General features: G+C 73.1%; 10 protein-coding genes and 1 pseudogene. 7 read left to right on the top strand and 4 right to left on the bottom strand.

The window, feature by feature from the left end; all coding sequences use genetic code 11:
- Nucleotides 1-396 (top strand): annotated as a pseudogene (locus ACZ402_RS14250) (ATP-dependent Clp protease ATP-binding subunit ClpX); the annotation flags it as partial.
- A 785-nt stretch (nucleotides 397-1,181) separates the two neighbouring features.
- On the opposite strand, the gene ACZ402_RS14255 reads toward ACZ402_RS14250, so the two are convergent.
- On the bottom strand, nucleotides 1,182-2,999 hold the full coding sequence (locus ACZ402_RS14255) for an AMP-dependent synthetase/ligase (RefSeq protein WP_375824324.1): 1,818 nt from the start codon (nucleotides 2,997-2,999) through the stop codon (nucleotides 1,182-1,184).
- Between the two features lie 105 nt (nucleotides 3,000-3,104).
- Here ACZ402_RS14255 and ACZ402_RS14260 point away from each other — a divergent pair, with 105 nt between their 5' ends.
- Entirely contained in the window at nucleotides 3,105-3,455 is a 351-nt protein-coding gene (locus ACZ402_RS14260; protein ID WP_375824325.1) for a chorismate mutase, read from the top strand.
- A 164-nt stretch (nucleotides 3,456-3,619) separates the two neighbouring features.
- The gene (locus ACZ402_RS14265) at nucleotides 3,620-4,819 is read left to right on the top strand and encodes a baeRF2 domain-containing protein (RefSeq protein WP_375824326.1); all 1,200 of its coding nucleotides are present in this window, start codon (nucleotides 3,620-3,622) and stop codon (nucleotides 4,817-4,819) included.
- A gap of 82 nt (nucleotides 4,820-4,901) precedes the next feature.
- Here the strand turns inward: ACZ402_RS14265 and valS are convergent, their stop codons facing one another.
- Both valS and ACZ402_RS14275 read right to left on the bottom strand, forming a co-directional pair.
- Nucleotides 4,902-7,709, bottom strand: coding sequence for a valine--tRNA ligase (gene valS / locus ACZ402_RS14270; protein ID WP_375824327.1), 2,808 nt, complete (start codon nucleotides 7,707-7,709; stop codon nucleotides 4,902-4,904).
- Nucleotides 7,706-8,593 (bottom strand): hypothetical protein, encoded by an 888-nt coding sequence (locus tag ACZ402_RS14275; RefSeq protein ID WP_465272285.1) that lies wholly within the window; start codon nucleotides 8,591-8,593, stop codon nucleotides 7,706-7,708. Before ACZ402_RS14275 ends, valS begins: the two co-directional genes overlap by 4 nt.
- 343 nt (nucleotides 8,594-8,936) lie before the next feature.
- On the opposite strand from ACZ402_RS14275, the gene ACZ402_RS14280 reads away from it, so the two are divergent.
- The 4 genes from ACZ402_RS14280 (at nucleotide 8,937) to ACZ402_RS14295 (ending at nucleotide 13,265) form a co-directional block, all read left to right on the top strand.
- On the top strand, nucleotides 8,937-10,865 hold the full coding sequence (locus ACZ402_RS14280) for a DUF4914 family protein (RefSeq protein ID WP_375824329.1): 1,929 nt from the start codon (nucleotides 8,937-8,939) through the stop codon (nucleotides 10,863-10,865).
- Nucleotides 10,866-10,945: 80 nt separating this feature from the next.
- On the top strand, nucleotides 10,946-11,944 hold the full coding sequence (locus tag ACZ402_RS14285; RefSeq protein WP_375824330.1) for a TIGR03557 family F420-dependent LLM class oxidoreductase: 999 nt from the start codon (nucleotides 10,946-10,948) through the stop codon (nucleotides 11,942-11,944).
- Nucleotides 11,941-12,813, top strand: coding sequence for a coenzyme F420-0:L-glutamate ligase (gene cofE / locus ACZ402_RS14290; protein WP_375824331.1), 873 nt, complete (start codon nucleotides 11,941-11,943; stop codon nucleotides 12,811-12,813). Before ACZ402_RS14285 ends, cofE begins: the two co-directional genes overlap by 4 nt.
- 68 nt (nucleotides 12,814-12,881) lie before the next feature.
- The gene (locus tag ACZ402_RS14295; protein WP_375824332.1) at nucleotides 12,882-13,265 is read left to right on the top strand and encodes a hypothetical protein; all 384 of its coding nucleotides are present in this window, start codon (nucleotides 12,882-12,884) and stop codon (nucleotides 13,263-13,265) included.
- 35 nt (nucleotides 13,266-13,300) lie between these two features.
- On the opposite strand, the gene ACZ402_RS14300 is transcribed toward ACZ402_RS14295, so the two are convergent.
- Nucleotides 13,301-13,666 (bottom strand): VOC family protein, encoded by a 366-nt coding sequence (locus tag ACZ402_RS14300; RefSeq protein WP_375824333.1) that lies wholly within the window; start codon nucleotides 13,664-13,666, stop codon nucleotides 13,301-13,303.
- Nucleotides 13,667-13,727: the final 61 nt, after the last annotated feature.

Consider the following 13,727-nt stretch of genomic DNA (forward strand, 5'->3'; position numbering starts at 1 on the left):
TTCGGGTTGATCCCGGAGTTCATCGGGCGGTTGCCGGTGATCGCGTCGGTGTCGGCGTTGGACTCTGAGGCGTTGGTGCGGATCTTGACGCAGCCCAGGAATGCGTTGGTGAAGCAGTATCAGCGGATGTTCGCGATCGACGGGGTGGAGCTGGAGTTCACCGAGGGTGCGGTGGAGGCGGTCGCCGAGCAGGCGTTGTTGCGTGGGACGGGGGCGCGGGGGTTGCGGGCGATCATGGAGGAGGTGTTGCAGCAGGTGATGTTCGACGTGCCCTCGCGTGATGACGTGGAGCGTGTGGTGATCACGCGGGAGGTCGTGCTGGACAACGTGAACCCCACGATCGTGCCGCGCACCTCCACCGCGCGCAGCCGCACCCCGCGGGAGAAGTCCGCCTGACCTGCCACCCGCCGAGGTAGAGCCCCGGTCCGCCGAGGTAGAGCCGTGGTCGGTTTTCAGGCCCGCGGGGTCGGGTCCGCGGTGGGGGTGGGCTCGGTGCTCGGGGCTGCGTCGCCGTCACCCTGGACTGTCGGGCGTGGGTCTTTGGAGCGCCGCTTTGACGCCCTTTCGCATCCGAGCCCACCCCCACCGCTCGGCCGTCGCCGCACCCTTGCCCGGGCTCGCGCGGGCCACCACGCCGAGGTAGAGGCCTGGTCTCCCGAGGTAGCTTCCCGGGGCCGGTGGCCCCACCAAGGTGGTGCGGAAGACGAATGCCGCGCCTACCGTCGCACCTGCGCAGGTGGAGCGGTACGACGTCTTCCTTCGGAGCCAGAACCGTGGTCCGCCGACGTCGAGACCTGGTCTGCCGAGGTTGAGGCCTGGCTCGACGACGTCTGCTCGCCCTGAACTGCGTCGTCGCCGACGGATCGGACGGCGGTCCGGTCGCCCGGGCGACGCTGGTCGGCGACCCCCGGCCTGATCGACACCGCGGGCGGTCGCCCGGGCGAGGACCGACCAGGGTGAGGTGATGCCGGGCGGGGTGGGTGGTGGTGCCGCGTCGTGGCGGGCCTGGCGGGAGCCGCGAGGAACGAGCGGCGGATGGTAGACGCGGCACCACCACCCACCCCGCCACCCAGGGCGACCACACGCCGTCGGGCAGGGTGACCACAGCTCTACCTCGGCCGACCAGGGCTCTACCTAGGCGGACCAGGGCTTTCCCTCGGCGGAGCGGGGTCGTTCCTCGGTCAGGCGTCGGCGCCGACCTTGGCGCCGTAGAGGGTGTCGATCGTGTCGGCGAAGTCCTTGATGACGAGGCCGCGCTTCACCTTGAGGGACGGGGTGAGGTAGCCGTTCTGCTCGGTGAAGTCCGTGGTCAGGACGGTGATCTTGCGGATCGACTCGGCGCGGGAGACCGCCTCGTTCGCGTGCGCGACGGCACGGTCGAGCGCGGCGAGGACGTCGGCGTTCGTGGCGGCGGCGTCGACGTCCATGGTCGGCAGGCCGTGCGTCGAGAGCCAGCCGGGCAGCATCTCGGCGTCGAGCGTGACGAGGGCGCCGATGAAGGGGCGCTGGTCGCCCACGACGACGACCTGGCTCACGAGCGGGTGGGCGCGCAGGCGGTCCTCCAGCACCGCGGGGGCGACGTTCTTGCCGCCGGCGGTGACGATGATCTCCTTCTTGCGGCCGGTGATGCGCAGGTAGCCGTCGTCGTCGAACGCGCCGAGGTCACCGGTGCGGAACCAGCCGTCCTGGAGCGCCTCGGCGGTGAGCTCGGGCTGGTTGCGGTAGCCGCGGAAGACGTGGTCGCCCTTGACGAGCAGCTCGCCGTCGTCGTCGATCCGCAGCGAGGTGCCGGGGAACGCGGGCCCGACGGTGCCGATCTTGGTGAGGCCGGGAAGGTTCACGGCCGTGGGCGCGGTGGTCTCCGTGAGGCCGTAGCCCTCGAGGATGCGCAGCCCGACGCCGCGGTAGAAGTGGCCGAGCCGCTCGCCGAGGGGCGCGCCGCCGGAGATCGAGTACGTGAGCTGCCCGCCCATCGCGGCGCGCAGCGTCGAGTAGACGAGGCGGTCGGCGACGGCGTGCTGCACGCGCAGCCCGAACGACGGCCCGGCTGGGGTGTCGAGCGCGCGCGACCACGTGATCGCGACCTTCGCGGCCCAGTGGAAGACCTTGCGCTTGGCGCCGGTCCCGGTCTTCTGCTCGGCCGTGTTGTAGACCTTCTCGAAGACGCGCGGCACGGCCAGCAGGAACGTCGGGTGGAACGTCCCGAGGTCGGCGACGAGGTTCTTGGTGTCCCACGAGTGCGCGAGCACGGCGTTCGAGGCGACGACGACGACCTGGATGAAGCGCGCGAAGACGTGGGCGAGCGGCAGGAAGAGGAGGGTGCGGGCGCCGTCGGAGTCGAGGATCTCGGCGAGGCCCGCGCGGCCGTTCAGCGCGAGGTGGACGAAGTTCCGGTGCGTGAGCTCGACGCCCTTGGGGCGTCCGGTCGAGCCGGAGGTGTAGATGACCGTCGCGAGGTCGTCGACCCGCTGGGCGGCACGACGGCGGTCGATCTCCGCGGCGGGGACGTCGGCGCCCGCGGCGCGCAGGGCGTCCACGGCACCGTCCTCGACGACGAGCACGTCCTCCAGGTCGGGCAGGCGGTCCCGGACGGACGCGACCTCCGCGGCGTGGGAGGCGGTCTCCACGACGGCGAGGCGGACCGCGGCGTCGGAGCAGATCCAGTGCACCTGCTCGGCGGACGACGTCTCGTAGACGGGCACGGGGACGGCACCGACGGCCCACGTGGCGAAGTCGAGGAGGGTCCACTCGTAGCGTGTGCGGGACATGATCGCGACGTGGTCGCCCGGCTCGATGCCACGGGCCACGAGGCCGCGGGCGACGGCGACGACGTCCGCCTCGAAATCCTGCGCGGTGACGGGCTCCCACGGGCCGTCCGCGGTGGTCCGGCGCTCGACGAGCGTCGCGTGGGGACCACGGGCGACGCGGTCGGTGAGGAGGGTGCTGATGGTCGCCGTGGGGGAGACCTCGACGAGGCTCGGCGACGCGTGTTCCGTCATGGGACTCTCCGCTGAGTGGGACGGCAGGTAGGGACGGCGTGACACTTTACTCCGTACTCCGAGTATCGCGTTCCTCGGGTCGTCGGGCGCGCCTAGGATCAGTGGGTGACGCACCCGCCCGGCCCCTCTGCCGTCCCCGCCGAGATCCTCACGCTGCGCGACAGCATCGACAACATCGACGCCGCGCTCATGCACCTGCTCGCGGAGCGGTTCAAGTTCACGCGCCGGGTCGGGGAGCTCAAGGCGCAGGGCGGGCTGCCCCCGGCCGACCCGGACCGGGACCGGCAGCAGATCGCGCGCCTCACGGGCATCGCGGACGCCGCGGGCCTCGACCCCCAGTTCGCGGAGCAGTTCCGCGAGTTCATCGTCCGCGAGGTCATCCGCCACCACGAGCGGATCGCGGCGGAGCACGCCGCGTCGGGCGAGGGCACGCCCGTCCTCGACACCTACTCCTGACGGCATCCTGACCGTCGGCGTCCGCCGGGTCCTGCCCGACGCGCGGTGGCGACGCGGGTCGATCTGACCGACCCTGGAGGGGTCCCAGGGTGGGCCCCGGCGTCGGCACGACCTGCGCGCCGGGCGGCCTGCCCGCCACGCCGACGGACGCTAGAGGTGTTCGCATGAAGATCGATTGGCTCAAGCCCCTCCTCGGCCACCCGGGCCCCTTCGCGACGGTGTACATCGACGCGACGCGGGCCAACGAGGCCGGGGACCGCGAGGTCGAGAACCGCTGGAAGGGCGTGCGGCGCACGCTGCGCCAGGAGGGCGCGCCCGACGCCGTCCTCGACGACCTCGAGGAGGTGGTGCTGCGGCCGACGCGGGTCGGGGGCACCCACGGGCGCGTGCTGATCGCGGACAACACGGGCGTGCTCGTCGACCGCGTCGTCAAGGACCCGCCGGCGCTCACCAAGGGGTCGTGGGGGCCCGTTCCTGCGCTGCTCCAGGCGGCGCGCGCGGCGGACGAGTCCGTCGACTACGTGCGCGTCGTCGTCGACCGCCAGGGCGCGGACCTCACGTGGTCCGTCGCCGGGGGACACCTGCCGTACGCGGAGCCGGAGTCGGTCGAGGGCGGCCACGACGTCATCAACAAGGTCCGCACCGGCGGACTGTCTCACAAGCGCATCGAGTCGCGCGCGGAGGACTCGTGGGAGCGCAACGCCGAGGCGGTGGCGGCCGAGCTCGAGCGCCAGGCGGCGGAGTACCACCCGGAGCTCGTCCTCCTCACCGGGGACGTGCGCGCGGTGCCCCTCGTGCGCGGGGCGCTGGGCCGTGCGACGGCGGAGCGCGTCGTCGAGGTCCCGGGAGGAGGTCGCGGACCGGGCATCAACGAGGCCGCGTTCGAGTCGAACGTCGCCGACGCGCTCGACAGCTTCCGCGAGCGGCGACGGGAGAAGGTCCTCGCGGAGTTCCGCCAGGAGCAGGGCCGCGAGTCGGGCGCCGTGACGTCCGTCGAGGACGTCGTGGCGGTCCTCGCGCGCGGGCAGGTCAAGGAGCTCGTCCTGGCCGACGAGTACGGACAGGACGCCGCTCTCGACGGCCGCTCGCTGTGGATCGGGCCGAGCCCGATGCACATCGCCGCGACGAAGGAGGAGATCCAGGACCTGGGCGTCACCGAGGGCCTCGAGAAGCTCCCCGCGACGGTCGCGCTCGTGCGCGCCGCGGTGGGCCAGGACGCCGGCCTGACGTTCGCGCCCGAGGGCAGCGTCGAGCTCATCGAGGGCGTCGGTGCGACCCTGCGGTGGGCCGACGAGGGCACGCCGCGCGAGGTCGCGGCGACGATGTCCGGCGACGACGCCAGGCTGCGCGGCGAGATCATCTGACCCGCCGGCCGCTGTGGGCATGAAATGGGCCCGGTTCTGCGGTCAGAACCGGGCCCATTTCATGCCCACGACGGGTGGGGGGTCAGGCCTTCTTGCGGGCCTCGGGTTCGCCGAGCTCGGAGGAGACGACGACGATCCCGCCCTGGACGGCCGGGTCGCCCTGGCCCTCCGTGGCCGCGACGAGGTCGAGCGTGCCGGTGACGCGCCCGCCGTTGCGGACGTCGACGACCGACGCCTCGACGCCCGCGAGCGACGCCGCCGGGACGGCGACCTGCGCCGCGAGGATCGGCGTGCGCATCGAGACCTTCGCCTCGGACTTGATCTTGCGCAGCGCGGCGAGCGCGTGGCCCGCGGCCGTGAGCACGGCCGGGTCGGCGTCGCCGGCCGCCGCGCGTGCGACGTCGGAGGTCGGCCACGGCGCGCGGTGGATCGAGCCCTCCGAGGCGCGCCACCACGACCAGACCTCCTCGGTCGCGAACGGCACGAACGGCGCGAAGAGGCGCAGGAGCGTGTCGAGCGCGATCGCGAGCGCGACGCGCGCGGACCGGGTCTCGGCCGAGACGTCGGACGCCGCGGCGCCGGCGCCGTACGCGCGGTCCTTGACGAGCTCGAGGTAGTCGTCGCAGAACGTCCAGAAGAACGTCTCCGTGGTCTCGAGGGCGCGCGTGTGGTCGTACGCCTCGAACGCCTCGGTCGCCTTCTCGACGACCGACGCGAGGCCGGCGAGCATCGCGCGGTCGAGCGTCTCGGTGACGAGCGCGGGGTCGAGGACGATCTCGCCCGTCCCGGTCTCGGCGTCGACCCCGAACGACAGCGCGAACTTCGACGCGTTGAGGATCTTGATCGCGAGGCGGCGGCCGATCTTCATCTGGCCGACCTCGAACGCCGCGTCGGTGCCCAGGCGGGCCGACGCCGCCCAGTACCGCACGGCGTCCGACCCGTGCTCCTCGAGCAGGCCCATCGGCGTGACGACGTTGCCCTTGGACTTCGACATCTTCTTGCGGTCGGGGTCGAGGATCCAGCCCGAGATCGCGGCGTTCTTCCACGGCAGCGAGCCGAACTCGAGGTGCGAGCGCACGACGGTCGAGAACAGCCACGTCCGGATGATGTCCTGGCCCTGCGGGCGCAGGTCCATGGGGAACACGCGCTCGAAGAGGTCGGGGTCGACCTCCCAGCCACCGGCGATCTGCGGCGTGAGCGAGGAGGTCGCCCACGTGTCCATGATGTCGTTCTCGCCGACGAACCCGCCCGGCACGCCGCGCTGGTCCTCGGTGTACCCGGCGGGGACGTCGGACGACGGGTCGACGGGCAGGACGTCCTCGGACGGGACGATGGGGTGGTCGTGGTCGACCTCGCCGGACTCCAGCACCGGGTACCACAGCGGGATCGCGACGCCGAAGAAGCGCTGGCGCGAGATGAGCCAGTCGCCGTTGAGGCCGCCGACCCAGTTCTCGTAGCGCACGCGCATGAAGTCGGGGTGGAACGCGAGCTCCTTGCCCCGGCCGAGCAGCTCGCCGCGCAGGTCGCGGACGGTGCCGTCCGCGGTGGTCCAGTCGCGACCGCCGTTGCGGATGTACCACTGGCGCGAGGTGACGATCTCGAGCGGCTTGTCGCCCTTCTCGAAGAAGTTCGCCTTGCGCTGCGTCGGCACGGGCTCGCCGTCGAGGTCGCCCGCGTCCCGCAGGGCGTCGACGACGACCTGGCGCGCAGAGAACGTCGTCTTGCCCTCGATCTCGGCGAACACGCCCTGGCCGGAGTGCGACGTGATCCAGTCCGGCGTCTCGCGGACGATGCGGCCGTCGCGCGTGATGATCGACCGCGTCGGGAGCTGCAGCTCGCGCCACCACTGCACGTCGGTGAGGTCGCCGAACGTGCAGCACATCGCGATGCCCGCGCCCTTGTCGCGCTCGGCGGCGGGGTGGGCGAGGACGGGGAGCTCGACGTCGAACAGCGGCGAGCGCACCGTCGTGCCGAACAGGTGCTGGTAGCGCTCGTCGTCCGGGTGCGCGACGAGCGCGACGCACGCGGCGAGCAGCTCGGGACGCGTGGTCTCGATGTAGACGGGTGCGCCGTCGTCGGGCGTGCCCGGCGCGACGCGGTGGAACGCGACCTTGTGGAAGTGCCCGGGGTAGTCGCGCGCCTCGAGCTCGGCCTGCGCGACCGCCGTCTGGAACGTCACGTCCCACAGCCCCGGCGCCTCGGCCTGGTACGCCTCGCCGCGGCCGAGGTTGCGCAGGAACGCGCGCTGCGCGGCCGTGCGCGACCGCGCGTCGATGGTCTGGTAGTGCTGCGCCCAGTCGACCGAGAGCCCGAGCCGGCGCCACAGCGCCTCGAACTGCTTCTCGTCCTCGGCGGTCAGGCGCTCGCACAGCTCGATGAAGTTGCGACGGCTCACCGGCATCTGGTCCGCGGCCTTGACGGACTTGCCCTCGCCACCCTCGTGCGGGGGCTCGAAGCCCTCGACGTAGGGGAGCGTGGGGTCGCAGCGGACGCCGTAGTAGTTCTGGACGCGCCGCTCGGTGGGCAGGCCGTTGTCGTCCCAGCCCATGGGGTAGAACACCTCGAGGCCGCGCATGCGCTGGAAGCGCGCGACGACGTCGGTGTGCGTGTAGGAGAAGACGTGGCCGACGTGCAGGGAGCCGGAGACCGTCGGCGGCGGGGTGTCGATGGAGAAGACCTGCTCGCGGGTCTTCGAGCGGTCGAACGCGTACGTCCCCTGCTCGGCCCAGCGGGCGTCGTAGGTCTCCTCGAGCCCGTCGAGGCTCACCCGGTCGGGTACTCCCGCGACCACCGCGCGGACGACGTCGCCGGCTACGCGGCCGGCGGAGGAGGTCGTTGCTGCAGTGGCATCGGCCGCGCCCGTCGGCGCGTTCGTCGGGAAGTCGCTCATGGTCGCCCATTCTCCCAGATCTCGGGGCCGCTCCCGACGGCGTCTCGCGTCCCGGCCGCCGTCGTCACCGGGTGCCGGGCGCGGTGCCCGGGCCGCCGGGCCCGTCCGAGCGGGACAGCCGCGCGGCCAGGTCGGTGGCCGTCCCCCAGGAGGCGTTCCCAGACCGCCGGGTCGAGCAGGTCGAGCGCGTGCTCGCTGAACAGGAAGAGCCGGTCCCCGGCCACCTCGGCCGCGAGCGGCAGGGGACCGCGGACGAGCGACTCGACGACCTCCGGGGGGAAGACGGCGCGCGCCGTGCCGGCCGGGGACCGCACGGGCCCGTAGGCGCGGTGGCGGTCGCCGAACGGGCCGTCGACCGGCAGCTCCCACACGCGCTCGACGCCCCGCGGAGCCCGGGCGCCCCGCAGGCCCCGGGCGGGCGCCGTCTCCACGACGACGCGGGGCAGGGTGCGGTCGAGGCCGACCATGGCATAGGTGAACGCGAAGGGCTCGCCGTTGCGGTAGCCGGCGCTGTAGGTGTAGGTGGCGACCTCGACGGGGCGGCGACCGCCGGTGCGGACCACGTTCCGGGCGACACGGAGGATGCCCAGGTGGAACGCCCCGCTGGGCAGGTCGGGCTCGTCGACCCGCGGCACGACGTCGAACCCGTTCGCCGCGGCGAACAGGCTCAGGCGGTAGGACTGCTCGTGCTCCCGGGCGGACGACCTCCGCACGCCCCGGGCGACGAGGAGGCCGACCGCGACGACGCCGGCCGCCACGAGCCCGACGGCGACCGGGACGGCGACCCCGGCGGCGACGAGACCGACCACGACGAGGGCGAGGACGGCGCCGACGACGAACACCGCCAGGGCGAGCAGGAGGGCGAGGAGGGTGGTTCCGAGCACCCTGGCGAGCACCCGGGACCCCACCGAGGACCCCGTGCGCGCCCGTCCCGCGCGTGCCCGGCGTCTCAGCTCCCGGTGGTGCGCGCGCGCCGCCGCGCGGTCCACGGGCTCCACGAGGGCTCGCGTGTCGAGGGGAGCGTCAGGCGGGGGAGGGGTGCTCACCGACGAGAGGCTATCCGGGTCGGCGCGGCGCGGGGACGCGTACCCGACCTGTGAGGCACATCAAGACGGGTCCAAGGTCCCTGGGGGTGATTGGTCATCGACTCGTAACCTGCACGCAAAGACCCGGGTGCTCGTGGGCGCACCTCGATCTCGTCCCTCGCGCCGACCACCGGGAGCAACCATGACCCTCACGACCACCGACCCCGCGCGCACGACCGGGGCGCTGCCAACCGGCGTCGTCCTTCCGCCCGCGCTCGAGGCGGCGCTCGCGGCGTGCCCGGACCTCGTCGTCCCGTCCTCGCGCGACGAGCTCTACCGCCTCGCGCTCGGCCCCGACGGCGGTCCGCGGTTCGTGGTCGAGTACGACGCCGCCGGCACGCTCGTGCCCGAGGCCGAGGTGGTGCGCTGCCGGAACGGCATCGCCGTGAACTACCCCGAGGACTACATGCGCCGGCGCGACCCGGACTGCATGCGCGTCGCCGACGACCTGCCCACCGACAAGCCGCGCTACCGCGACGTCTTCGGGACCGGGTTCGACGCCGTCAAGGAGGAGACCCTCGCGTGGCTCGCGACCCAGGAGCTGGTGGTCGTGCCGTTCCGGGCGGGGGGACGCACCCACGGCTACCCGTCGCTCGCCGTCTGCCCGGCCAACGCGGCGTTCTTCGCCCTCGCGCTCGTCGACCTGCAGGGGTGGACCACGTTCGACGAGCTCGGCCCGTTCGAGCCGCGCTCGATCCTCTACGTGGCCCCGCCGTTCCGTCACACGCGGTTCGACGGCCGCCAGGTCGTCGTGCACGACCGCTCCGAGTCGCTGCACGAGGTCTTCGCGTACAACCTCTACCCCGGTCCGAGCGCGAAGAAGGGCGTGTTCTCCGTCCTGCTCGACGTCGGCGAGCGCGAGGGCTGGGTCACCGCGCACGCGTCGTCGGTCCGCGTCACCACGCCGTACGAGAACGAGACCGTCGTCATGCACGAGGGCGCGTCGGGCGGCGGCAAGTCCGAGATGTGCCAGGAGATCCGCCGTCAGGAGGACGGACGGATCCTGCTGGGCACGAACGTCGTGACGGACGAGCCGTACGTCATCACGCTCGGCGAGACGAGCGCGCTCGACCCCGTCACCGACGACATGACCCTGTGCCACGTCGGGCTCCAGACGGGCGACGGCCGCCTCGTCGTCACGGACGCGGAGGAGGCCTGGTTCGTGCGGGTCGACAACCTCACCGGCTACGGCCAGGACGTCCACCTGGAGCGCGCCTGCATCCACCCCGACGTCCCGCTCGTGTTCTTCAACATCGACGGCGTCCCCGACGCCACCGTGCTGCCCTGGGAGCACTCCCTCGACTCCGACGGCCGGCGGTGCCCCAACCCGCGCGTCGTCGTGCCCCGCCACCTGCTCACCGACGTCGGCGGCCCGGCGGAGGTCGACGTCCGGACCTTCGGCGCCCGCATGCCGGCCTGCACCCGGGATCACCCGACCTACGGGATCATGGGCATGACCCACGTCGTCCCCGCCTCGCTCGCGTGGATCTGGCGGCTCGTCGCGCCGCGCGGGGACAAGAACCCGTCGATCGGCGAGTCGCGGTCGGCGACGGAGGCCCTGGCCCACGGCGGGATGGTCGCCGAGGGCGTCGGGTCGTACTGGCCGTTCGCGACCGGGACGAAGGTCGCGGCCGCGAACCTCCTGCTGCGCCAGCTCGTGGAGATGGACCGGACCCGGTACGTCCTGACGCCCAACCAGCACATCGGCGCGTACAAGGTCGACTTCGCGGCGGAGTGGCTCACGCGCGAGTACCTCGCGCGGCGCGGCGGCGGGCGCCTGCGCCCCGAGGAGCTCACCCCGGCGCGGTGCCCCCTGTTCGGGTACACGCTCACGGAGATGAAGATCGACGGCCAGCTCGTGCGGCCCACGTTCCTGCGGCCCGAGCTCCAGTCCCAGGTCGGGCTGGATGCCTACGACGCCGGGGCGCGGATCATCACCGACTTCTTCGCCAGCGAGCTGCGGCAGTTCCTCACCGACGACCTCGACCCGCTGGGGCGGCAGATCATCGAGGTCTGCCTGCGCAACGGCTCCGTCGAGGAGTACGCGGCGCTGACCCCCGTCTACGTCTGAGGCGCACGGCCGGGACCGCCGCAGCAGGCGGCCCCGGCCCGCCCGGGCGAGTCTCGCCCGGCGCGTACTAGGGTCGGAGCATGGGTCTGACGATCGGCTACGCCGCCATGCTCGAGCAGTTCCACCCCACCGAGGCCGTCGCGCTCTCGGCCTACGCGGAGGAGCACGGCTTCTCCGGCACCATGGCTGCGGACCACTTCCAGCCGTGGGTCCCGGCGCAGGGCGAGTCGTCGTTCGTGTGGAACGTGCTCACCGCGCTCGGTGAGCGCACGACGGGCGACCTCGGGCCGGGAGTCACCGCGCCGACCTTCCGCTGGCACCCCGCGATGGTGGCCCAGGCGTCGGCGACGCTCGCCGCGATGTACCCCGGGCGGCACTGGCTCGGTCTGGGCTCGGGCGAGGCGCTCAACGAGCACGTGGTCGCGGGGTACTGGCCGGAGGCGCCCGAGCGCATCAACCGCATGTTCGAGGCGATCGACGTCATCAAGAAGCTGTTCCAGTCCGGGCTCGACAACAAGGACGTCAAGCACTCCGGGACGTTCTACAAGATGGAGTCCACGCGCCTGTGGACCATGCCCGAGGTCGCGCCCGAGATCCTCGTCGCCACGGCCGGCCCGGTGACGGCCAAGCGCGCCGGCCGGCACGCGGACGGCCTCATCACGGTCGGCGCGCCGCTGGAGAAGATCTCCATGCTGTTCGGCAAGTTCGACGACGGCGTCCGCGAGTCCGGCCGCGACCCGCAGGCGATGCCCAAGGTGCTGCAGCTCCACCTGTCCTGGGCCGCGACCGACGAGGAGGCGCTCGCGAACGCGATGACCGAGTGGCCCAACGGCGGCATGAAGTTCCCCAAGGCCGACATCCGCTCGCCGCACGACTTCGAGCAGATGGCCAAGCTCGTGCGCCCCGAGGACTTCGAGGGTCGCATGGTGATCTCGGCCGACCCCGACGAGCACCGCGCGTACATCCAGAAGTTCGTCGACCTCGGCTTCGACCGGATCTACCTCCACAACGTGGGCCGCAACCAGCGGGAGTGGATCGAGGTCTTCGGCCGCGAGGTCCTGCCGAAGCTGGCGCGATGACGTCCGGCGCGGGTCCCCTCGTGCCCGACGACGCCGCGCACGCGGGCGATGGCGCGCGCCTGTCCGCGTGGGCGCCGTCGGGCCTGGGGGAGGTGCGACCGGGCGACGACCTCGCCGCGCTCGTCGGCGACCTGCTGGCGGGGGCGCCGCCGGGCGACGCGCTCGCCGAGGGCGACGTCGTCGTGGTGACGAGCAAGGTCGTGTCCAAGGCGGAGGGCCGCGTCGTCGCCGCCGCCGACCGCGAGCAGGCGATCACGGACGAGACGGTGCGCGTCGTCGCGACGCGCGGGCGTCCGGGTCAGCCTCCGCTGCGCATCGTCGAGAACCACCTGGGCCTCGTCATGGCCGCCGCCGGGGTCGACGCGTCGAACACGCCCCACGGGACGGTCCTGCTGCTCCCGCTCGACCCGGACGCCTCGGCCCGGGCGCTGCGGGCCGCGCTGCGCGACCGGTTCGGGCTCGACCGGCTCGGCGTCGTCGTCACCGACACCGCTGGTCGTGCGTGGCGCGACGGGCTGGTCGACGTCGCGATCGGTGCGGCAGGGATCGTCGTGGCCGAGGACCTGCGCGGCGGGACGGACGCGCACGGGCGTCCCCTCTCCGTGACGGTCACGGCCGTCGCCGACGAGGTGGCCTCCGCGAGCGAGCTGGTGCGGGGCAAGACGGCGGGCCGGCCGGTCGCCGTCGTGCGGGGCCTGGGCCGGTACGTGGGCGAGGACGACGGGCCGGGGGCGCGTGCGCTCGTCCGGCCCTCCGCCGACGACCTCTTCCGGGAGGGGAGCGCCGAGGCCTACGACCGCGGCTACCGCGACGGGTTCGGCGAGGGCTTCCGCGAGGGCTCGGGGAACGAGCCGCTCCCCACCCGCTGAGCCGGGCGAGCGGTGAGGACCGGCGCAATCCCCTGGCTCGCGGGCGGACCTGCGGCTAGCCTGCCGGGATGCTCCCCGCCGAGTGGATCCCGCACCGCCGCCCCGACGACCGCGAGCACGTGGGCTGGATCCGTCCCGACGGCGACGCCTGGGTCGCGGTGTCGCTCCTCGGGCGCGAGCTGACCGGCCCGGTGGACTGGCTGGAGGCGGAGGAGGCCCTCGACGGGCTCAGCCTCGCGTGGCTGGCCGACGTGTGGATGCTCGAGCAGGAGGACGCGCCGCCGCTGCGCGTCCGGCTCGTGGAGGTCACGCCGGACGGCGTGGTCGTGCAGACCGACGACTTCGGTGCGATCGACGTCCCCGTGGAGCGCTACGACCTCCCGTGGCCGCCGCCGCCCGCGCTCCGACCGCGCCGGCCGGGCGACCCGGACGGTCGTGTGCTGTCGCTCTGACCGCGACGACCGTCCGGGCGGGCCACCGGGCGCGGTCAGCCCGCGTCCGTCGTGCCCTCGTAGAGGCCGATCTGGTTCCCGTCGGCGTCCTCGAACGCCGCCCACCAGGACGTCGGGCTGATCTCCGACTTCTCCAGGACCACGCGGCCCCCGAGCTCGCGGACCTTCGCGAGCGTGTCCTCGATCGAGTCGACCTCGACGTAGCTGCGCGGGCTCGTGAACCCCTCGGACCGCGGGGCGAGGCCCCCACCGCTGATCTTGTTGGGCGCCTGCCACATGGGGTAGCCCTCGAAGCCCGGGACCTCCGCGATCTGCCAGCCGAAGAGCTGGCCGTAGAACTGCGTGGCCCGGCCGCTGTCGCTCACCGGGATGTCGATGTGCGTGATGTCTCCGTGCGCCATGGTTCCTCCCGTGCCGTGACGGGCGGACACCCGCCGTCTGCCAGCCTAGGGACCACGGGCG

It is taken from the genome of Cellulosimicrobium sp. NPDC030954, from assembly GCF_055571305.1.

Excerpts from the sequence above, each read along its gene's own strand:
- ACZ402_RS14300 (WP_375824333.1), bottom strand. The coding sequence starts at position 13,666 with ATGGCGCACGGAGACATCACGCACATCGACATCCCGGTGAGCGACAGC.
- ACZ402_RS14280 (WP_375824329.1), top strand. The coding sequence starts at position 8,937 with ATGACCCTCACGACCACCGACCCCGCGCGCACGACCGGGGCGCTGCCA.
- ACZ402_RS14255 (WP_375824324.1), bottom strand. The coding sequence starts at position 2,999 with ATGACGGAACACGCGTCGCCGAGCCTCGTCGAGGTCTCCCCCACGGCG.
- ACZ402_RS14265 (WP_375824326.1), top strand. The coding sequence starts at position 3,620 with ATGAAGATCGATTGGCTCAAGCCCCTCCTCGGCCACCCGGGCCCCTTC.
- ACZ402_RS14285 (WP_375824330.1), top strand. The coding sequence starts at position 10,946 with ATGGGTCTGACGATCGGCTACGCCGCCATGCTCGAGCAGTTCCACCCC.
- ACZ402_RS14295 (WP_375824332.1), top strand. The coding sequence starts at position 12,882 with ATGCTCCCCGCCGAGTGGATCCCGCACCGCCGCCCCGACGACCGCGAG.
- valS (WP_375824327.1), bottom strand. The coding sequence starts at position 7,709 with ATGAGCGACTTCCCGACGAACGCGCCGACGGGCGCGGCCGATGCCACT.
- cofE (WP_375824331.1), top strand. The coding sequence starts at position 11,941 with ATGACGTCCGGCGCGGGTCCCCTCGTGCCCGACGACGCCGCGCACGCG.